Raw genomic sequence first — 20,311 nt, forward strand, 5'->3', positions numbered from 1 at the left:
AACGGCCTACGCAGCGGGCGCGCTGGCCGTCGCTCCCTCTGGGACGTTGGCCAAAGCCAAGGCACCTTTCACCAGCGGGAGCGCCTACAGCGGGTCAAACTGGGATGTCGTTGCATCTGCCAGTGCAGAGGCTCGGTGCTACGACGACAACAACTTCACGGACCGCGGAGCCATGAAGGTCATCCCTAGCCAAATACCGTCACCGAATGGCCTCCAGCACAACGTCTTCCAACTTGTGTCAGTCAGCTGATAGCAGCGGCGATTGACTTCACCAAGTAGGGTGCCAACGTCTTGCTGAAGGTTCCGGTGATGTGGCCAACGGTGTCCCGGTAGGCGATCACGTTTCCGATCACTACCGGGCACCTGGACTCATCGCAGTAGATGGAGTTCATGTCCACGAGCTTCGCGTCCGAGACCAGGTCCGCAGCTTTCACCAACGGGTCCGTTACGGCGAATGCCTCGGAGTTCGCCGTGGAGCATGTGTTGTCTTTGACTGAGAAGCCCAGCCGATTCACGCACTGTAGTGCGGCGCCCGCGACCCCAGGGTTGTCTGCGATAACGACAATCTGTGTGCCGCGAGCCGCCACAGGCGCCCACGCGGCAGCGTACTGCCTGGATACCCAATCCTTATCGGTTGCCGTTTTGTGGCGCGCCCCGGTCACGAGTACCAAGTCGTACTGCGGCCCCGTAGTCAGCCGCTCCTGGATTGACTCCATAGCGTCATTGCATTCACTGCCGGTTCCTGTTGCCATCCACTGGCATCCCCAGCCGACGTAGCTGTCTAGCGTCCAGTTAGCCGATTCCAACTGGGTCGTAAGGCCGGGCAAGAGCATTGCAGCGTGGCTGTCACCAAGAAGGGCGACCTTCATGGCACCCGGCCGGTCAGTGCCGTAGGAGCACGCTTTCATGGGGGCGCCCTGGTCAATCCAGCAGTCGAATGCGCCAGCAGTGTCGTTCGACATCGCCGCTGGGTCAGGGGCTATGGAATCACCCAAAAAAGCAGGGCATTCGAGTGCAGGGTCCTTGGAAGCTGCACCGAGACACTTCTGAGCGACCGGAAGCTCCCCGGTTGCAGCCAAGGCGGTGGGAACGAAGGTGGCCGACTCAATCGGTGGCTTGACCGGAACGAGAGCTGCCCCGGCGACAGTGGCCGTCGCGATACTCAAGGCCGCCAGGCCTGTAATTTTCCATCCATACCGAGATGATTCAGGAAGGCTGCCACGCTTCGGGAACCACTGGCCGTTTCGGGCCGGCGTTTCCAGCCAGTGGTAAGAGGCTATGGACAGTGCGAACATCATGACGAGGCAGACTAGGTAATACGCAGGCTGGTCAGTTGGAAGAAGGGCAACCATGAGCACAAGTACTGGAAAGTGCCAAAGGTACAGCGAGTAAGAAATCTCCCCGATGTAAATGCTGAACTTGTTGGTCAGCGGCCAGACGTAAGGCTGCTCACCGCCGATGCCCGCTAGGAGAACCAAGGCCGTCGATAAGACTGGAAGCGCCGCCCAAGGTGCGGGAAAGCCCGACGACTGCGGTACGGCGAAAAGCGAGTAAACGATACCGGCAACGCCGACCCACCCGAGAAGGGTTCGGATTGCAACTTGCCGAATCTGAAGCCCCTTCTGAACAACCGCGATTAGAGCACCGACCCCCAGTTCCCATGCGCGGGAGCCCGTCGAGAAGTAGGCAAAGGTCGCGTTGCTTACGGACTCACTCATCGCCCAAGCGAAGGAGAGTAGCGTAATGACGGTGATGGCCACTGTCACGGCAGCCCTCCGTTGTGATACTCCCCATCCGAAGCGCCGGACGCCCAGGGCAAGAAGTCCCAGCATCAGCCACGGCCACACGAGGTAGAACTGTTCCTCGACTGCCAGCGACCAGAAGTGCTGCACCGGCGAAGGCGGCAGCCCTTCTTGGAAGTAGTCGGTTCCCTGCGCGGCAAAGCGCCAGTTCGCCACGAAAAATAGGCCCCACACGGAATCCCACATGGTTTCCCGGAAGCGCTCAACGCCGATAAGGAAGTATGAGGCGGACACCGTCACTATGAGTAGGGCGATAGCGGCAGGCATGATCCTCTTGAACCGGCGCTCATAAAAGCCGCGGAATGAGATGGTCCCCGTCCGCTCGTGCTCGCGCAGCAGCAGGCCCGTAATCAGGAACCCCGAAATCACGAAGAAGACGTCCACCCCTATAAAGCCACCCGATGGCCAGTGGAACAGGTGATCAGCAACCACGGCGAGAACGGCTATCGCCCGTAGTCCCTGAATGTCGCGCCGAAAATGCGACGTTGCGCCCTTCGGTTTCCCCTTCGATACCTGCCCGCGTTTGCGCGTGCCAAGTAGAGACATTTGTGTTCCCCCAGTATTGAGACCTAGCGCTATTCTACCGGGGGGATAATTTCACAAATGCACCTTAGACAACGTGGCTATGACTTCGGGACTACCGTCATTGGAAACCAAAGCAGACTGTCGCGGACCAAGCATTGGACGGCGGACGCGGCTTCGTCGACATGCCGTGCTGGAAGGGGTCGCCGCAAGGATCATCCTCGGCCCCGTTCATCGGCCCCATTCCCGAAAGAATGCAAGCCGAGAACATCACGCTAGTTGGGCGGTGCATCAACCGTGGCAGATTGGGGCCCTGACGGAATGCCTGGTCGGTTAACGGAGGAGAGGCTGCGGTCGACGCCTACATCAGTCCCAGCCTAGGAGAGATGGACTGCTCCCTGGGCTGGAACGGAGCCGGTGCTAGCTGTAACCGTCCACGATGGCTGCGGCAATTTCCTTGTACGCTCGCCGGGTCTCCGGCTTCAGAACGTCCAGGGTCACCAAATCACCGTCTGCAACGCCCCGGTCGTGTGGAACTGCGATGAGCTGGCGGCAGATCCCGGACAGGTGTTCCTCAATGGCGTCCTTGTCCACACGGGACGAGACTTCGTCCTTATCGGTTATCACGACGATGGCGTTCCGGGCCAACTCCTCATACCCGTGGCCGGCAAGCCACTGCAACGTGCTGCGAGCACGCTTCGCACCTGACACGGCGTAGCCAGCGGCGATGACCAGGTTGTCCGCCGACTGCAGGATCCCGCTCATCGCGTTGTGCGTCACGCCTGTGCCGCAGTCGGTCAGCGCCACGGAGTAGTAGCCAGAGATGAGCTTGCGGATCCGCAGGTACTCTTCGGCGGTGAGCGAGTCCGAGACTTCGGGGTCCTGCTCCCCCGCTATCAGGTGCAGCCGGCCGGCATGGTGCATGTACCGGGCCAGCGCGGTGAGGGAGTCGACAGATTCAATGTTCTCCAGCAGGTCGGTGATGGTGCGGGGACTGGCCTGCTGGTAGATGCCCTCTCCCAGGGCACGCTCCACAAGGTCGCCCGAGTCCGGGTTTGCATCAATGGCACACGGTGCATCTCCTCGGAACTCAGCAAGGGTGAGGCCTACGCCGACGGTGGTGGAAGTCTTTCCGATGCCGCCCTTGAGGCTCAGGATGGCGGTGTTGTAACTGCCCTGGAGCTGTCGTGAAATGCGGCGGGCAAGCTCATCCTCCTGGCGCTGCTTCGGCCCTGGACCCAGGTTCCAGGAACCGCCGGTCAGCTTGTACATGGCGCCGCGGAAGCCGCCCACAGGGCGAGGCTTCTGCTCCTTGACGAACAGTCCGGGCGAGCTGATGAAGTCCGGCGCAGGGGTACCTGCGATGGCCTCACCCACGGTAGGGCGGCTTCGACGGAAAGAAGGCGCATCAGAAGCAACGTCCGACGGCGACACGGAGACTTCCTGGGCGGCCTCAGCAGCGGTTGCATCACGGGGCACAGCGGAGATGGGAGCTTCCGGCTGGACAGCGGACTTCGCGGAAACCGGCAGCCGCGTCGGGGCGGCCGGCCCGGACGAAGCGGGCTTAGCCGCGTCGGCTGCGGCCGCCGCTTCCGCCCAGGACGAGCGGCGCGTTACCGGCCCTCCGGCGTCGTTCTTGCGAGGCGTGTTGGGAGTTACGGCTGGCATGGTTCCTGTCCAGGCATCCTCAATCGAGCCATCGGCGCGACGAATGTCGCGGCGTCGGCGCAGTCGCGGCTGCCCTGCATCTTCTGCTGGGGCGCCTGCATTCTGATCCGCCGGTTGTGGCATGTCTGTCCCCCCGGACGCTCGGCAAACTGTTATGCAGCACTAGTTCAAGGAATAAGTCTAGGTGCTGCGAACGACACGCTCAGCCAGGCTGCCTAATAGCGGTGCGTAAGGGCGGTGGCGACCACACAGGCCGTAAGCACAAGGAGGACGGCGAGAATGGTGTATCCAACCCATTTAGGACGGCCTTTGTGGGGGTTGATGTCGACGTACGGCATGTCAGTGTTGGTTACCTCGGGGCTCGGAGCGGGCGGGGATCCGTATTGCGCGACGCCTAAGCCTCAGCATTTGGTAGACGACAAAGGAGGGAACCAACAAAGTGCCGAGCAAAGCGCAGAGCGCAAGTGCGTAGTCCGAAAAAACCACAACAGCCTCCCTTGGATAAGTGAACCTCCCCATAAAGCCAATCACGCGTTCATGGAATTGACAAACTGAGTCAAATTAGCGCGTGATTTGTCACGACTTGCCCTGCTGATGGTGAGGACCTTTTTGGCCCTTTGTACGAAGGCCATCGTGAACCGCAGATTATCGAGCCATCCGTCGCCGTGAAATTCGTCGTCCAGCCCGAGCGGGGCCTACTCCCACTTGTGCGCGCTGGTGAGCATCTGCCAGGCGGCGCGCCCCGCGCCAACCGACCACAGCGCCAAGTACGCCGGGTTCAGCCCGCGCAAAGGTGACGAGGCCAGCCGTACCGCCGCCACGTAGTCGCCCCGGACGGCGTAATCACCATGGCATCGCCGAACAGCATCGGGCACCTCTCCGCCCACCAGCAGCACCACGCCCACGAAGTTGTAGCCAACGAGGGTGACGATGGTGAAACGCAGCAACAGCCGGTAGTCGACGTAGCCATGTGCCGGCATCATGACGTCTGACAAATGCGCCAATCGCGCTTCCAGGGAGCGGCGGGCGCTGTCCCAAACCCTCTTAGTTGTCAGGAGCTGGCTGTTACTCATATGCAGGGATGCACTCCAAAGCGAATATGGCTAGTACATGGAGCAACGATATTTCCCCGCCGCTGCCGAACATGAATTACAGGGCAGGTGGTTCAATACAGTGCTAGCTGTCCGCTTGCCAAAGGCGAATAGAGATGCAACGCCGAGCGCACGTCTGAAATCCCGATATCCGCAGCAGCGATATCCCCAGCACCTCCCTAGAAGGTTTCTAGCAGGCTGAGTAGCGTGTCGCGCCTCCCTAAGTATTCACGCGGACAATGTCCGATAAATCTGGGTACCCCGCCACGTGCACGCAAGTACGTCTCCAGCGAAATCAGGTAAACCCTACTGGCGTCAAGTGAATCTAGGGTGCATAGCCTTACAGCATGTTGAGCGGCGGAGGTTCATGAAACGTCACGTTCAACAAATACCTAACGCACGCACTCTAGGCCAGCGTTTGTAGAACTCGATGGGATATAAACATGGACAGGAAAGACAACTCACCCGACAAGGTTAAGGGCGTCAAACGCCGAGGACTCCTGCGCTTCGGAAGCCTCGTAAGTGCAATATCTGGCGCCGTTGTCCTCACCGGAACTACAACGAGCGCCGTTGCCGCACCAGGTGACAAGAACCTTTCTTCTTACGTGCCCACTGCCGAAAAGGGAGCGCCATTGGGGGTAGCAACCCTGGACAACGGCACGAAAATCCCATCCACACAAATACCAGACCTCTCTGAATCTTATGCGCGAGCAATTTCTGCACAAGCGTGGAAGCCTTTTACTTTTTACTCGACCGGAACGGTGATCGCCAGCCCTGCAGGGAGCTTAGTTAAAGCAAGGATCGATCACCAGTCAAATATAGAGTTTCAAATCGGAGATTGGCTGCAGATAGCCCCGGCGGCATTGATGCCAAGATACTACGATGAGGGAGGCAGATTTGTTGATCGAGGCGCAATTCTAACCCTGTCACGGAATCATGATCCTTCCGGCTTCCAACCCCTAATATGGGCAAACGTTGCCGGCCAAGGCGACAACAAGTCATTCAAGGGGGTCGTTGCCGGTCAATTTCTCGCCCGAGATCGTTTCGAAGTGGATTCGACAAACAAAGGCGTTTTGTACGCGATCCAGGCTGTCGTCGCGCCGACCATTGACCGCGACAACATCCCATACGACGACGTGGTGGGGCTTTCAATAGTGAACCAAGGGACAGCAATGGGGACCGATGGGCTGTACTTTGGTAATAATCGGATGGACCGTGCCACAAATCCTGATGCAAAGGATTTTGCAAATGTGATACAGAATGACATGTCTTCGAACTCCTTTATTCGTTCAATCGGAAGACATGATGTGGGCATTAGCCTAAGTGGGGCCAAAATAACTACGACCGCCATCCGCCTGGGAAACAGTCAATCTATTTCTTGGAACGATGAACTGGGAAATCTGACTCATGCCATACGCCTCAGCGCTAAGGGGACACTTCGTCTTCTGGAGGGTGGCATCGATATACGTTCGGACAAGTCAGTATATTTCAACAATAAAGTGGTGCTTTCAAACAATACCCCGTTGTATGGCTTGCGGTTCGGCGCAGCTACCGAGTGCGAGGTAATTAAGGTTGCGACGGACGACAACGTCGCACTATTCGGAGGCCGGGTAAAGATACTGGCCAGCGGCGGCATCGCCCTCCAAGGCTCCACAAGTCAACCAGCGGCACAAGCCAGTGGTGCTGGAGCTCTCTTCGTTGAAGCGGGCGCACTCAAGTACAGAGGCTCCCTCGGAACTGTAACCACTATCGCCCCAGCCTAGGAGGCAAAATGAACTCGAGCGCGCTTCTCTCACTGCTAGCCGACCTGTACGCACAAGTTGCGGCACTTACTGACGAGAACAATCAGCTCCGTGAACTACTCAGCCAGCCGGCCAGCCAGCGAGCCAGCGACAAAATACTGTAGGTACGTCCACCACCGACGGCTCTGATCACGAGCGGATCAGATGAGGAGCACCGCTTCAAATCGCGTTCTCCAGACGGAAGGAGTTGGATCTTGCCGAAGTCCTTGGCCTACGGAGGAGTGAGGATAAATGGGAACGAGCTCAACCGCTACAATTGGCTTGATCGCAGAAATCGCCGTTAGGAGGCGTGCCACCCGGCAGGTCTGCAGATATCGATCCAGGGGGACCCGGTTTGGACTTACGCGAATACCTGCGCTTGGCGCGCCGCAACTGGATTTTGATCGCCGCGGCAACCTTAGTCGGTCTTTTATGCGGCGGGACGGCCTCCGTGATGGTTCAGCCGACTTACACTGCAGAGACGCAGTTATTCGTTGCGATACAGAGCTCAGGGACTGTTCAGGAACTCCAGCAGGGAAACACCTTCAGCCAAGCGCGAGTGCAGTCGTACGTAAAGACTGTCAATACGCCCGTAGTTCTGCAGCCCGCAATTGATTCTCTCGGTCTGGACATCACCTCTGCTGCCCTGGCTGACAGAGTCACAGCCAGTACCGACCTGAATACGGTACTGATCAACATCTCAGTCGAAGATCACTCTCCTGTACAGGCCGCCGCCACAGCTCAAGCCATTGCTAGCAGTCTGATCCGAGCGATTGACACTCTAGAGAAACCAAAGGCTGGGGGGACGTCACCCGTAAGCCTGTCGGTCATCAAGCCGGCTGAGGCTCCGACGACTCCTTCCGCTCCAAATACTCGGCTAAACCTCATCGTCGGTTTGGCGGCTGGACTCCTGGCTGGACTCGCTGGAGCCGTCCTAAGAACGACTCTCGATTTCCGCATTCGAGGCGAAGCAGATCTGAGGACTGTAACGGATGCGCCGCTTCTGGGAGGTATCGCTTTCGACCCCGATGCCGTCCGAAAACCACTTCTAACACAGGCGGCGCAGCAGAGTCCGCGCGCCGAATCGTTTAGGCAACTTCGAACGAACCTGCAATTCGCGAACATCTCTGGACGTGCCAAAACCGTACTCGTGACATCCTCCCTGCCGGGCGAGGGGAAGAGCACGACAGCAACGAACTTGGCAATTGCTTCAGCCCAAGCCGGACGAAGCGTTTGCCTTGTGGATGCCGATCTGCGAAGGCCAATGGTTCACGACTATTTAGGGTTGGAACGCAACGCAGGGCTGACCACTGCTCTGGTTGGAGCAGCAGACTTGCAGGATCTGTTGCAGCCGTGGGGCGACGACGACCTGTTTGTTCTCACCTCAGGTCAGATCCCACCGAACCCAAGTGAACTACTGGGGTCGGCCGAGATGGGGGCGCTTTTGGAACGTCTTGAGCAAGATTTCGACACCGTCATTGTCGATGCTCCCCCGCTTCTACCCGTGACGGACGCAGCAGTGTTGTCGCAGTTCGTCGGAGGTATCGTTTTGGTGGTCGGTTCACACAAGATTAAGCATCAGGATCTACAAAAATCCTTGTCGGCCCTGGACATGGTAGGAGCAACATTGCTCGGAGTTGTCCTGAATCGCCTCCCCGTCAAGGGGCCGGACTCGTACGCCTACAGCTACTACAGTAGCGATGAAGTGCCGGTTCTCGGGTCCCAGAGCAAAGTCGCATCTACCTCCGTTCACACCCAGGTCGATGCCAGTTACGCGAACAATAACTACGCAGAGGCGCGCCCGGCAAGCTCCTTTCCCACCGCCACTAAGAAGTCCAACCATAGCTATTAGGGCTTGGTGACACTTCGACTCGTTTTCCGGGCTGGGTACCCAATTAGGGGGCGTCTATTAGTTGGCAGTTGAGCCGTGGCTGCCCTCAATCGGGTCTGGATTGACGCGCCCCCGCGACGGTTCCTCTTTGTGCTAAGGCAGCACGGTCTTCACGGGTCGAGGTGAACGCTCTACCGTAAGGGATGCTCATGCCCTTATCCTGGCGCCGCGCACCAGGTCCTTGATGTCTTTTAGCGTGGTGTTATTGGGTTCGACCCTCCCTGTTGTGTCCGGTAACGATCAGCACCTCAAATCTCTTTCTACCGTCTGCAGACGGTCCTCAGTACCCGTTTGCCTCCGGCCGTGCTGCTGCCCTCTGCCCTCTGCCCTCACTACTTCTTCGACTTGGTTCTTGGCTGCGGCGGCGTCGCCCGGGGAGCCTGTGCGCAGCAAAACACGGAGCTGTTCCTTGACCTTTCGGACGGCCTGTAGGGTGCCGTTGGGGTCGCCCCAGGCAGATACTTCCTCGATCCGGGCGCTTGCCGGCTCTTCACGTTTGGCATGGAATTGAGTTCGTGTCTTTAAAGGCAAAGGGGCCCGTGGCCCTGCTGGGATGAGTATCTAAGCATTCAACCTGGAACTGGACCACCAGCCTTGAACGAGCCTACCGGGGTGTCAGCCGACGCTGCCACTATCCTCTTTAACCTGCCCGACTACCGTGTCATTGCCACGAGCATTACTGCCGGCCGCAGGCAGGTGATCATCGAAACCAACCACCCGCCAGGGTGCCCGAGCTGCGGTGTTATCGCGGCTCGGCGGAAGTAGCACCGCTTCCAGGGGCTCCGCGATATTCCTGTTGCCGGCAGGTGGACGTCCTCTGGTCGAAATACCGGTGGTACTGCGAAGAGCCTATACGCGACCGGCTGTCGTTTTTCGAATCCACGCCGCAGGTCCCGCGCCGTGCCCGTTCCACGGGCAGGCTGAGGGACCATCTCGTGGACGCGGTCCTCCGCTCCGGCAGGACGGTGTCAGAAACAGCTGCCGGGTTCGTCGTGTCCTGGTGGATGGTGCGGGCCGCGGTGACCGAGGCCTGTCTGCTGCGACTGCCGGGCGTGGACAATCTCAGCCCAGAGTACTGGGCATTGATGAGCACCGGTTCCGGTCAGTTCGCTACTTCCAGGACCCGTCAACGAACGCGTGGACCCGGTTCGAGCCGTGGATGACAACGATCGTTGACCTGGACACCGGGCAGGTCCTCGGCGTCGTTGGCGGCCGAGACCACAAGGGCGTCGGAGACTGGCCGTTCGCCCGACCGTTGGAGTGGCGGCTGGCGGTGCAGGTCGTAGCGATCGATCCTTCTGCAGCGTTCCGCAAAGCGTTGCGAATGTGGCTCCCGCGCACCGCGGTCGCTGTCGATCACTTCCACCTGATCTCGCTGGCGAACCAGGCCACGACCGAGACCCGGCAGAACCTCTCACAGCAGGTCAAGGGCCGCCGCGGACGGAAGATCGACAAGGCGTGGGCGCACCGGATGCTCCTGCTGCGCGGGGGTGTTAACGCCAACCGAAGATAGGGCCAGTTTTGCCGACTGAAAACAGGGCCACGGGTTGCTGTTCTATTGTGCCTGAAGCTGGGTTCTTGTCTTGTTCCGGAGTCGGTAGCTGCTGCCGGTGAGGTTCAGGACTTCTGCGTGGTGAACGATCCGGTCGATCATCGCCGAGGCCACTGTCGCGTCGCTGAAGACCTCGCCCCACCTGCTGAAGGCGAGGTTGCTGGTAAGCACTAGAGAAGCGTGTTCGTAGCGGGATGAGACCAGCTGGAAGAACAGGTTGGCCGAGTCCTGGTCGAAGGGGATGTAGCCGACTTCGTCAACGATAAGGAGCTTGTATCGGCGTAACTTGGCCAGTTCCTGGGGCAGGCGGCCGCGGTCGTGAGCTTCGGCCAGTCTCGATACCCACCCGGTCGCGGTGTCGAACAGGACGCGATGACCGGCGCGTGCGGCCCGGATGCCGATCCCGACGGCCAGATGGGTTTTCCCGGTGCCAGGCGGACCGAGCAGGACCACGTTCTTGGCTTCTTCCAGGAAGGCCCCGGTTCCCAGATGGGCAACGAGGTTCCGGTCCGCGGCGGGCTGGTGGTCGAAGTTGAACTCTTCCAGCAGCTTGTGTCCGGGGAACCTCGCGGCTCTGATCCGAAGGGCGGCCCCGGAAGCTTCGCGTTCGGCGACTTCGCGGGAGAGGACAGCAGCTAGGTATTCCTCGTGTGACCAGCCCGCCTCCCGAGCCCGGTCGCCAAGGGACCGGTAGCTGTCGGCGACCCGCGGGGCGCGCAGTGCGCGGGCGTAGTACTCGATGTCCTTCACCGCAGCGCTCACCGTGCTGCCCCGGAGAGTTCGCGGGCATCGTCGGGGATTGCGACACCGAACAGTTCGTCATAGATCGACAGGTCCCGTTCCTCCACGACGGTGGACCGTCCGGCCTTGACGCTGCGGTGGATTCGTCGGAGGGAGGCGGCCTTGTCGACATGCCCGGGGTCGGTGAAGATCTGGTGCCTTGCCCACCGCCGCTCGTGCGTGGCCAGCAGCCGGCCATCTGCGCTCACAGTCACCTTTTCCAGGTCTGCTTCGACGTTCACGATCCGCCCGATCGCGCCCGGATCCACGGAATAGTCGTTGGAGAAGACCCGCACGTAATAGTCACGTGGAAGCCGGACGCTGCTGCGGAAGGCGAACTCGGGCGCCACCGGCGTCAACGGCCGCATTGCATCCCGGTCCCGGACGAAAAGCTCGACCGGGCGCCCGTGCCGGGTCCGTGAGTAGCGGGCGTTCGCCCGCGGCAGCCAGTCCGCGAGCTGGTCGTTGAAATCCAGCGGGGACGCGAACGTCCGGCCGGGCATGAAGCCCTGGCGGAAGTAACGGTTCATCCGCTCCACCATGCCCTTGGATTCCGGATCCCTTGGCGGCAACTGCCGGATCTCGCAGCCCAGCACGCCAGCGAACGCCGCCGCAGGCTCGGTCAGCCGGCCCTGGCCGATCCCCGATTCGTTGTCCCAGACCAGCTGCTTGGGCACTGCGCCGGCCTCCTGCAGCAGCGACCACATCCCGCCCAGCAAATCAAAGGTCGTGCGGGTCGGCAGCATCCTGGCCTGGATGTATCCGGAGAACGCGCTCGTCATCACCAACACCGGAGGCTTGCCCTCCTGCCCGTGCCCCAGAGGCAGCGGCTCATGCGGAAACCACAAATCGCACTGCATCGCCTGGCCCGGTTCATGAACCAGCCGGTCCACCGGATCCGCCGGCATATACTCGGGCCGGAGTCCACGGACCTTGTCCCGGAATAAGGATGCAGAGCCCGTCCAGCCGACGCGTTCGGCCAGTACCGAAGCCGGCATCGTCGGCGTCTGCACCAACAAGGCACGCACCTGCGCCGCGTAAGCATCAAAACTCGATCCGGCCGGCCTCCGCTCATACTTCGGCGGCCGCTCCGCCTCCAACGCCCGGTCCACCGTCCCCCGCGAAACCCCGAGCTGTTTAGCCAGCTCCCTCTTGGAGATCTTCTCCGTCGCGTATCGGTGGCGTATCTGCGCCCAAACATCCAATGTGATCACCTTCCATAATGGTCAGTGGCCTCATTTTCAGTTGGCGTTTTTGGCCCTATTTTCGGTTGGCGTCAACAGGGGGCGACAATCTCAGTTGCAGGCCCGCCGCCCGGCTCAAGGAAGTCTTCAGCCAGGACGATTCGTCCGGCACCCTCCAGGCCGTTTGGAAAGTCAAGGAACAGCTCCGGACCCTGCTTCGAACAGGCTCCCTGGAGGACGCGGCGGCGGCCAGAAAGTACTCGAGGAACTAGTCAAGGCTGCCGCACGGCCGGAGACCAACAGGCTCTACCGCACCGTCTGCAGATGGTTGAAAGAGATCAAAGTCCTCATCATTACCGGCGCCAAAACAGGCAAAGTGGAGGCCAACAACACCGCAATCAAAAACATCAAACGCACGGCCCGCGGATACCGCAACGCCGCCAACTACAAGTCGGTTATTCTCTTGAGAAGTGCCGTCCGGACGGCGGCATGACGCTCATGCCGGGAATCCATTTCCCCACGAACCGCGAAGAGCCCCTTTACGGAACGTCGCCCATAGATCGATGTTTCCGGGCCGGAGCAGCAGCCGGTTGGCCGGGCCGGTCGACGGAGCGTACCCGCCCGCTATGGACATGAGGGTGAAGCACTGCGGAACTTCGGTAAGCATGACGTTGCCGAGCTAGCGTGGGCCCCACGGCCCGCCTCAGCGAGAACCATCCACCAGCAGGTGCAGTGTCCTACTTACGAGACAGCACTAGGAGATCGATTTACGTTGACTACTACTTGCAACTGTCGGCGCCCCATTCCGAATTGGGACACCAGAGGACCCGATGCGACTCCATTTGAGGTCCCCCGATTTCCGCGGTTCGCCAAACGACCATCCGTTCAGGAGACCAAATGTTAGAGCAAGTATCGGAAGAACATAGCCGCCGAGAATTCCCCACCCGGTTGACCCTATGAGGTACAGACCAGGCATCGCAGAAACGAAAACGCGCGAGGCCTCCCCTGATTGGTTCGCGAGCCGCAGTCTTCGAAGGCACATCAGTAATCCCGCTGCGAAGGGCAGTAAGAGCAGTGCTGTGCTCACGAGCCCCAGCTCCGCCAAAGCCAGCAAGAATGCATTGTGTACTGGTACTCCCGAAGCGGTAAGAGCGTTGTAGCTGCCCACAGCATCTACGTACGAATTGGGACCAACCCCAGCCCAAAGATTAGAACCAATTTGCGCCCAAGCTATGTCAGTCAATGTCGAACGATCCCCTCCTTGCGGGTCCTCGTCGAACCGAGCTAAAAGAGTTCCGGCCAGGAACGCGGATACGCTGAGTGCTACCCCAAGCGCCACAAGCTTTCCACCTCTTCGTGACTTGGCGCCCGGTGCCAGTACTGCCCACAACGTAAGCATGCAAACTGCAGCGGCAGACACCGCACGCCCCCCAGTCATTGCGAGAACAATAAAGGCACTACCTACTGCTGCCTTCCATATGTTGGAGTCAAGCCGATTAAGCGAGCGGCCAAAAGGAAGCAACATAGCAAGTAGCAAGAAGATGACTTTTCCGAGGTCGTTGGGGTGACCTAGCGTCCCATTAGCTCGGGAGCCCAGAATCGCTTCCTGCGTAGCCTCCATTGGATTAACCTGTATGCCCATCGTTTGGAGCAAACAGACGGCAAGCTGAAGGAATACAACCAATGCAACGGCTCGGATTAAGAATCGACCACCGTCAGCGGCAAGATGTGTGGACAAACTCATCCCAACAATCCAAGCTGCTGGCGCAAGGAGAAGTTGTATCAAGCCGGCGTCTTGTACTGGGCCGCCGGCCCATACCAAGCTCGCGCTAGCTACTAGCGAAACCACAAACGGGACCCAGGTCCAGGCCCCGCGTCGGGTTCTAGCCATGAACAGCGTGCCAAGCAGTGTTACACCGACGGTCACCAAGTAGGTAGTCGGCCGAGGCATGGGAGACGCAATACCGATGTGTCGGAACGCAACTTCCTGCGTCAGATTCCTAGGAACTACTGCAGCAGAAAGGAGAATTAATATAAGCGCACACTTAGGGAAACCCCACTTGTGAACAGCTAGCCCAAATACACAGGAGACAAGCACGAGGCCCAGAAGTTCGGTCATGGTGCCTGTACACCCTTCGTTCGATAGTGAATGATTCGTGCCGTGCTTTACAGCGTCTCGGCGACGCGCATTAGATCCTCGGCAAGCTTTGACGTTTTCGCAGCCAGTTCAGGGGTCTTGGCATCAGCCCGGTCCCAGGCTGCACGCAAACTGGGTTCAGACAGAACTGCGCTGATGGGTATTTTTGAAGAGACCTCGCCGATGCTTGAGAAGTAATCGGCATACTTGAAGTCCGGTTCTGACTGCCCATGCGAATCCCATGAGACTAGTTGAGTGGGTCTTCCAAGTGAATGACCCAAAATCAGTCCGTGGAGGCTCGAAGTGAGAACCAAACTCGAATCCGTGATCCGATTTATCATTGACTTCGGATGCAATGTCGGTTCCGCGATGTCGAAGCCGGCCGCTCGCAAGCTTGCTAGGGTATCACGACCGCCCACCGATGCCCATGCACGAAAATGCGGTATCACTAACGGCCGTCTATCGACCTTAGGGGAAGGCCGGGCAAATAAGGGTGCTAGCACCCCAGGATCACCCAAAACTTGTGAATCGGATAGTCCAAGAGCGTTTCTAGTCAGCTGTCCTCGCACCGCCAGTACCGGTCCGAGCCTGTCGTGCAACCTCTTACTTTCGAGAGGGTCTAAATGCTCACGAATACCGCTTCCCCATATGGCGGCGCCCGAGCCCAAGGATGCGTAAAGACCTAGAACGGAACCTACGCCCACCAAATCCGCCGACCCGGGCGCGGACCACACCACGCGCCTCCTAGTTGCAGCCTCAACAACATGTTTCGACAGCTCGTCCCCAAAGTTTGTAGCCACTCTGCCCGTCCGAGCAGCTAACCGGACCCATACTCCTGGATTAGTCTTAATTTCCGGCCAGGCCAGACGCGCATGTCGAGTCGGCGCCCACCAGAACAACTTGATTGGCTTCAAAATGCCCCCTCCTTCAAAGTAGCTTCAGTACGCTTTCGCGATACAACAAGTTTGATCGTAGCCAAAATTGCGACGAAGTCCCGCCGGAATGTGGGCAATATAAGTAATAGCGCGGCGCCCGCGAGAGCGCCTGCAACTACAACTGCGATTGCCAGAGGATCTTCTAGATCGCGTCCGAAGTGCTGCAGAACTGACCCCGAGCAGAAACAAAGCATCCCAAGAATCGCAGCACGTAATCCGCCTAAAAATAGGGGCGCCACCTCGATTTGAGCCACCCCCCTTAGCCAGAGCAATGCGAGGGGCCAGCTCGCTACGGCACCAAAGCTGTAGCCCGCCGCAATACCGATAGGACCCCAGGCGCTTCCGACGACGATGCAGATAATAAGGATCGAGCGCGAGATCAATGAAAAGCGGAAATGCGAAGCAGTTAGACCTTTAGACAGAAAAACCCAATAGCTCACGTAACCAATCGCCTGAAAGGCGCCCGCCAATGAAAGTACCTGAAATATCGCGGCGCTCGGTAGCCACTGCTCACCGAAAACCAGCCGTATCAGAGGTTCAATTGCCGCAGAGACGGTGGCAAACAAGAGCACAGTCGGGTATGCAACTAGGATCTGGGCGCGCCGAATGTAGCCATTGAACCGTATTGTCTCCTCATTTATTCGCGACAACACCGGCAAAGCCACGGCTGTCAGGGGAGTCAATATCTGGTTGAGTGGCATCATTAGCAACTGAAAGCCCCTGTTGTAATAGCCGAGTTGCGCTGGTCCGAACCTCGCACCGATTATCAGGGAATCAATATTACTGCTCGCGTAGACAAGGACTTGTGTCATCACAAGGCTTCGACCGTAAACTACCAGTTTCCGGATACTCGCCTTCTTGGTTGGAAGCCCAGGTAACCATTGTGCTGCGCTTACCCTGAATACTAGAAGCGAGAAAGACTGCAATCCCAACTGAATAACTAGAGCCCAGTAGCCCAAGCCCAGGACCGCGGCAATCACTGCTGAGCCAAGTCCGACTACCTGAGCCGCTAGGTCTGTTATAGAAAGAGCAGTAAATCGCATCTCCCGGGCTAATCCTGCTTGAAATTGCGTTTGGAGTCCGCCAAAAATGAATGTTAAGGAAAGAACCAAAGCGATTTCTGATACGCGCTTATCATCGTAGATTAGCGAAAACAGCGGTGAGGCGAAGAAGACAGCGGCCGCAACCAATAGTCCCAAACCTGTGTTCAACCAAAAAAGATTCGAACGTTGGGGGCGAGAAATGGACGTCGCTTGGACCGTTGCTGGCACCAAACCGAACTCTCGGATGATGTCGCCAACACCAATTACCGCAGTGACCATCGCAACAAGACCGAAATCCGATGGGGCCAGAATCCGCCCCAAGACTATTAATCCTGCGAACTGAACAACAAAGCGCGCACCTTGAACGCCAATTGTAACGACGGCCCCCCGTGCAGCTAATGTACTAAGACTCACGAGGCGACCAGAAGACTGCTGTGCTGCTTAGAAACCGAACCAAGCTTGGCGATAACACTTTGCTACCTCAGCTCTTTGGTCACTGCGATACCAGACAGAGCTTCGTCAAGGGAACGGTATATGGAGTCAACCGAGTACTCTGAACCCACCCAGGTTCTGGCGCGCTCGACCAGCGAGGCACTGCTTCCTTCATCAGTCAATGCCGCAACAACCATGTCGATCCATTCCGCCGCCGTGGACGCAACATAACAATGTTGGGTGTCTACTCCAGCGCCTCTCGCGACAATAGGCGTCGCAACAACGGGGGTCCCCATCACCATAGATTCAATGAGCTTCATCTGCACGCCTGTGGCCATAGTTACAGGTATTACTGACACCGTGGCGGAAGCGTAGTGTTCAGCAACGTCTTTAACGCGCCCGGTCACGGTGACATTGTCACTCCCGAGCCTACGGGTGCTCTTAGGTGGAGCATCGCCAACAATGAACAAATGGGCATTGGGAACCCTCTTCAGTACACCGGGTAGGACTTCCCGCACGAACCAGTTCACGGCCTCCGCGTTAGCTCGATAACTTTGTCGTCCGACGAAAATTATTCGAAGGTCGTTCCTAGCACGATTCTCACTGCTGCCAAGCGGCGACGAGAGCGCATGGGGACTCCTAACCAACCTGATGCCTGGATTGTTAGGCTGTAAATCGGTTGGCGAAGAAACAATTACCCGATTAAACTCCGCCAGGACGCGTTCTTCGGCCTCACGCATGCGTTTCTTCTCAAGACTGGCAATGATCCGCCACATCGGATTCTTGCTTGTCTCGGACAGCAATTCATAGTAAGAGCTCCGGAATTCATCGAGATCAATGACGGTGGGTATTTCTCCAACCTCGTTGCCGAACTGCGCAGTCCTAATGACATTGAAGAAAGCCAGGTCAGGCCGGAACTCGGCCACAGCTTGCCGCAGGACAGAGCGGAAGTGCGGAGAGTCAACATAAGACTGTTGTAGCGAGCGTCCCTTCAGTAGGCCAACTAATGACCGCCAATAGGCTCCCGTTTTCTTCATTGGTACCGCTACGACGCGCGTCACTGGGAGTTGTTGGAGTTCCTCAGCATCCGAAGCCGACCAAGTTGCCCCAACCACCAGCACGTCATGGTTCTTGGCGAGATAGCTGATCAGCCCCAAACTCCTTGGCCTCGTTACACTCGGAGCCCACGGCACAACTACGATAATCTTCATTTGACTAATCCCAATGTCTTGGCAAAGAGACGGCTGCCAGCGGTGCCGTGCTTGCGAAGATAGACCGACAAGCCCTGGTAGTAGTGACGGGACTTGCCCGCCGCAATAGTGCTTGTACTTTCCAGATGCAGTGCCGATATGTTTCGGACGAGCTTCACAGAATATCCTTTTTCTGTAGCCCTGCGGCAAATGTCAACATCTTCAAAGTACAAAAAATAGTCGCTATCAAAACCTGCGACTTCGCGAAATGCCTCGGCGCGGATCATCATGCAAAAGCCAGAAACCCAATCAACGGAGATTGCGGCTCCTGGTACCAATGAGTCGTAGTATGAGGCCCCATTTGACGATGACTTGAACAAGCTCAGGATGATTGATTTCAGGCCCTTGGGCACGAATCGATCAACGCCAAGTTTACCTAGAAACTCCTTCAAAACACTGGGATAGGGCCCCCCAGCAATTCCCTGTTGCCCATTTTCATAGGTCATTCGTGGGGCAACTATCCCCGTTTCGGGTTGATCGAACTCGCGGCACAGGCCTTGCACAACGTCCGCCGTCACAAAGCAGTCGGGATTGATGAGTAATATTTGGGCAGCATCCGCGCAGTGTTTTGACGCCTTGTTTATTGCTCCACCGAATCCCTCATTGGTTTCATCTCCAATGAGCATTAGGCGACTATCTTCGACATGAGAAAGGGCTTTCAGCGATCCCTGATCGTCAGCATTGTCCCAAACAATGACCTGCGATAATCCAGAGGCCAATGCGGCGTTCACGCAGTCGACAATTAGGTCTTCAGAATGATAGGCAACAATAATTGCTGATATATCTTGCATTTATCCTTCAATCCCCCGCAACATCTCGTTCGCGTAAGCAGTCCACGAAAATCTTTCGCGCACGAACTTTGCGCCTGCAGCTGCCACCGGAACAGCTATTTCAGGATTTTCCAAGATAGCGATCATTTGTTCAGCGACAAGACCGGGCGTATCTCTGACATAACAGTTCACTCCATCCTCAACGTCCAGAGGATCGGCAGATGCAGAATTGAGTATCACTGGAACCCCGCAAGCCATCCCTCGAAGTGCCTTTAGTAGTATGCCTGCGTCGACAAGTGTCGGGGCTAGTACGGCCGCAGCTTGAAGATATTCGTCTTCAATATTTTCAACCCTGCCTACGACTTGAATCCGAGTATCGGCAGCGAGTGCCAAGACGCGTGGAGCAGGGCGGGCGCCAACAATTCTTAGAGTTGCGTGAGGAGATTTTTCCCAAACGAGTGGCATCACGGCATTGGCTAACCACTCGGCGACAGCGATATTGGGCTCACGCCACATCGCGCCCGCAAATACAAAAGTACTCTCTCCCGCCGAGCTCCACGCCACAGAACTTGTAGGAGGATCCATACCGATGCGCAGATGCGAAACGGACTGGGCCGGCGCCTTCAGCTGGACCCATTCAGCGTCCCGAGCTGACAACGTGAATACGTGCTTCGCGGCTCGTATCGTCCGTCGCTCAAGTACGTACACCCGGATGTACTCTGCCCAGCGGTAAAACTTTTCAATCCCCTTGGAAGCCTGGGCACGCTGCCGGAAGACTACTGACGTTATGTCATGCAGTGATATGGACCACGGTATGCTCCGACCAGTTCGCACGGCCTCCGCGCATTGCAGATACTCAACGTGGAGGTAATCCGGACGACGGCTCTCTATGATTCTCCTAAGTTCGCGACTGTTTGCTCTCGACCAGTCTTTTCGAAGGCCCGCCGGGTAGAACCCAAAATGACGTAAGAAAGAGGGCTTCGCAGCCATCGCAGGTAGATATGTTACGCCGTCAATGGATTTCGCCCGGGTTTCAACCTCAGTTTGACCCGGAGCATAGATGTCCACGCTGAAACGGGCTGAAAGTACTTCTACGAGTTTCTGTCCCAGGTCGTCCGCAGCGTGTCCGTGAGTCTTCAGTGGGGAGTACGGCGTGACAAGCAGGAGCCGTCCCGCAGTGCCACCGGTGTCAAGGCGATCACGTTCCGCGTCCGTGTGAACACCAGATTCATGCATAGTATTGCCTCCGAATTCGGTCGATGCCGGGCCGAACTCCGGGTCACGCCGCCAGAAGAGATTCCCCAGATCTCGCGGCGCCGACGCTGCATGAACCAAGAATAACAGCCCGCCAAGCCGCTTCAGGAGCTGTTGCGCTGCATGTGTCATGCTCACCACTAGGGCGTTCTCGATTCCCCGGCTGGAGCGGCCGCCCGTACGGATGTCGACGGCAGGTCGGTCTTGAAGATTGGATTG

At 58.0% G+C, this 20,311-nt stretch carries 15 protein-coding genes; 4 read left to right on the plus strand and 11 right to left on the minus strand.

The features are described 5' to 3' along the window. Positions 1–242: 242 nt before the first annotated feature. The 3 genes from BLT71_RS16710 to BLT71_RS16720 all read right to left on the minus strand — a co-directional run bounded on the left by BLT71_RS16710 (position 243) and on the right by BLT71_RS16720 (position 4,996). Complete coding sequence (locus BLT71_RS16710) at positions 243–2,348, minus strand: acyltransferase family protein (RefSeq protein ID WP_091722493.1); 2,106 nt, start codon at positions 2,346–2,348, stop codon at positions 243–245. 396 nt (positions 2,349–2,744) lie between these two features. After that, on the minus strand, positions 2,745–3,992 hold the full coding sequence (locus BLT71_RS16715; protein WP_091722495.1) for a MinD/ParA family ATP-binding protein: 1,248 nt from the start codon (positions 3,990–3,992) through the stop codon (positions 2,745–2,747). Positions 3,993–4,687: 695 nt separating this feature from the next. Continuing rightward, a complete protein-coding gene (locus tag BLT71_RS16720; RefSeq protein WP_157693487.1) occupies positions 4,688–4,996 on the minus strand; it encodes a hypothetical protein in 309 nt (102 codons plus the stop codon). A 530-nt stretch (positions 4,997–5,526) separates the two neighbouring features. Here BLT71_RS16720 and BLT71_RS20610 point away from each other — a divergent pair. The 3 genes from BLT71_RS20610 to BLT71_RS16730 all read left to right on the plus strand — a co-directional run bounded on the left by BLT71_RS20610 (position 5,527) and on the right by BLT71_RS16730 (position 10,268). Next, the gene (locus tag BLT71_RS20610; protein ID WP_197676718.1) at positions 5,527–6,846 is read left to right on the plus strand and encodes a hypothetical protein; all 1,320 of its coding nucleotides are present in this window, start codon (positions 5,527–5,529) and stop codon (positions 6,844–6,846) included. Positions 6,847–7,219: 373 nt separating this feature from the next. Then, positions 7,220–8,716 carry a polysaccharide biosynthesis tyrosine autokinase gene (locus BLT71_RS16725; RefSeq protein ID WP_091722500.1) on the plus strand — a complete coding sequence of 499 codons (1,497 nt, stop codon included), beginning with the start codon at positions 7,220–7,222 and terminating at the stop codon, positions 8,714–8,716. 1,198 nt (positions 8,717–9,914) lie between these two features. Continuing rightward, positions 9,915–10,268, plus strand: a complete 354-nt coding sequence (locus tag BLT71_RS16730; RefSeq protein ID WP_091722503.1) for a transposase — start codon at positions 9,915–9,917, stop codon at positions 10,266–10,268. Positions 10,269–10,310: 42 nt separating this feature from the next. On the opposite strand, the gene istB is transcribed toward BLT71_RS16730, so the two are convergent. Together istB and istA are read right to left on the minus strand one after the other, a co-directional pair. Beyond that, entirely contained in the window at positions 10,311–11,069 is a 759-nt protein-coding gene (istB, locus tag BLT71_RS16735) for an IS21-like element helper ATPase IstB (RefSeq protein WP_091718504.1), read from the minus strand. Then, positions 11,066–12,301, minus strand: coding sequence for an IS21 family transposase (gene istA, locus BLT71_RS16740; protein WP_091718506.1), 1,236 nt, complete (start codon positions 12,299–12,301; stop codon positions 11,066–11,068). Before istA ends, istB begins: the two co-directional genes overlap by 4 nt. Between istA and BLT71_RS16745 the strand changes: the two genes are divergently transcribed. Beyond that, the gene (locus tag BLT71_RS16745) at positions 12,294–12,764 is read left to right on the plus strand and encodes a transposase (protein ID WP_157693488.1); all 471 of its coding nucleotides are present in this window, start codon (positions 12,294–12,296) and stop codon (positions 12,762–12,764) included. The genes istA and BLT71_RS16745 overlap by 8 nt on opposite strands. A gap of 261 nt (positions 12,765–13,025) precedes the next feature. On the opposite strand, the gene BLT71_RS21065 is transcribed toward BLT71_RS16745, so the two are convergent. The 6 genes from BLT71_RS21065 to BLT71_RS16770 all read right to left on the minus strand — a co-directional run bounded on the left by BLT71_RS21065 (position 13,026) and on the right by BLT71_RS16770 (position 20,224). Continuing rightward, positions 13,026–14,390 (minus strand): O-antigen ligase family protein, encoded by a 1,365-nt coding sequence (locus BLT71_RS21065; protein WP_407681222.1) that lies wholly within the window; start codon positions 14,388–14,390, stop codon positions 13,026–13,028. A 47-nt stretch (positions 14,391–14,437) separates the two neighbouring features. Continuing rightward, the gene (locus tag BLT71_RS21070; protein WP_407681223.1) at positions 14,438–15,208 is read right to left on the minus strand and encodes a polysaccharide pyruvyl transferase family protein; all 771 of its coding nucleotides are present in this window, start codon (positions 15,206–15,208) and stop codon (positions 14,438–14,440) included. 110 nt (positions 15,209–15,318) lie between these two features. Further along, on the minus strand, positions 15,319–16,800 hold the full coding sequence (locus tag BLT71_RS16755) for a lipopolysaccharide biosynthesis protein (RefSeq protein ID WP_091722508.1): 1,482 nt from the start codon (positions 16,798–16,800) through the stop codon (positions 15,319–15,321). 62 nt (positions 16,801–16,862) lie between these two features. After that, positions 16,863–18,029, minus strand: coding sequence for a glycosyltransferase (locus BLT71_RS16760; RefSeq protein WP_091722511.1), 1,167 nt, complete (start codon positions 18,027–18,029; stop codon positions 16,863–16,865). After that, the gene (locus BLT71_RS16765) at positions 18,026–18,859 is read right to left on the minus strand and encodes a glycosyltransferase family 2 protein (protein WP_091722513.1); all 834 of its coding nucleotides are present in this window, start codon (positions 18,857–18,859) and stop codon (positions 18,026–18,028) included. The genes BLT71_RS16760 and BLT71_RS16765 overlap by 4 nt, the downstream gene beginning before the upstream one ends. Next, positions 18,860–20,224 (minus strand): glycosyltransferase family 4 protein, encoded by a 1,365-nt coding sequence (locus BLT71_RS16770; RefSeq protein ID WP_157693491.1) that lies wholly within the window; start codon positions 20,222–20,224, stop codon positions 18,860–18,862. It abuts the gene before it with no gap. Positions 20,225–20,311 lie beyond the last annotated feature (87 nt).

It is taken from the genome of Pseudarthrobacter equi (assembly GCF_900105535.1).
In the GTDB taxonomy this organism is placed as follows: Bacteria; Actinomycetota; Actinomycetes; order Actinomycetales; family Micrococcaceae; genus Arthrobacter; species Arthrobacter equi.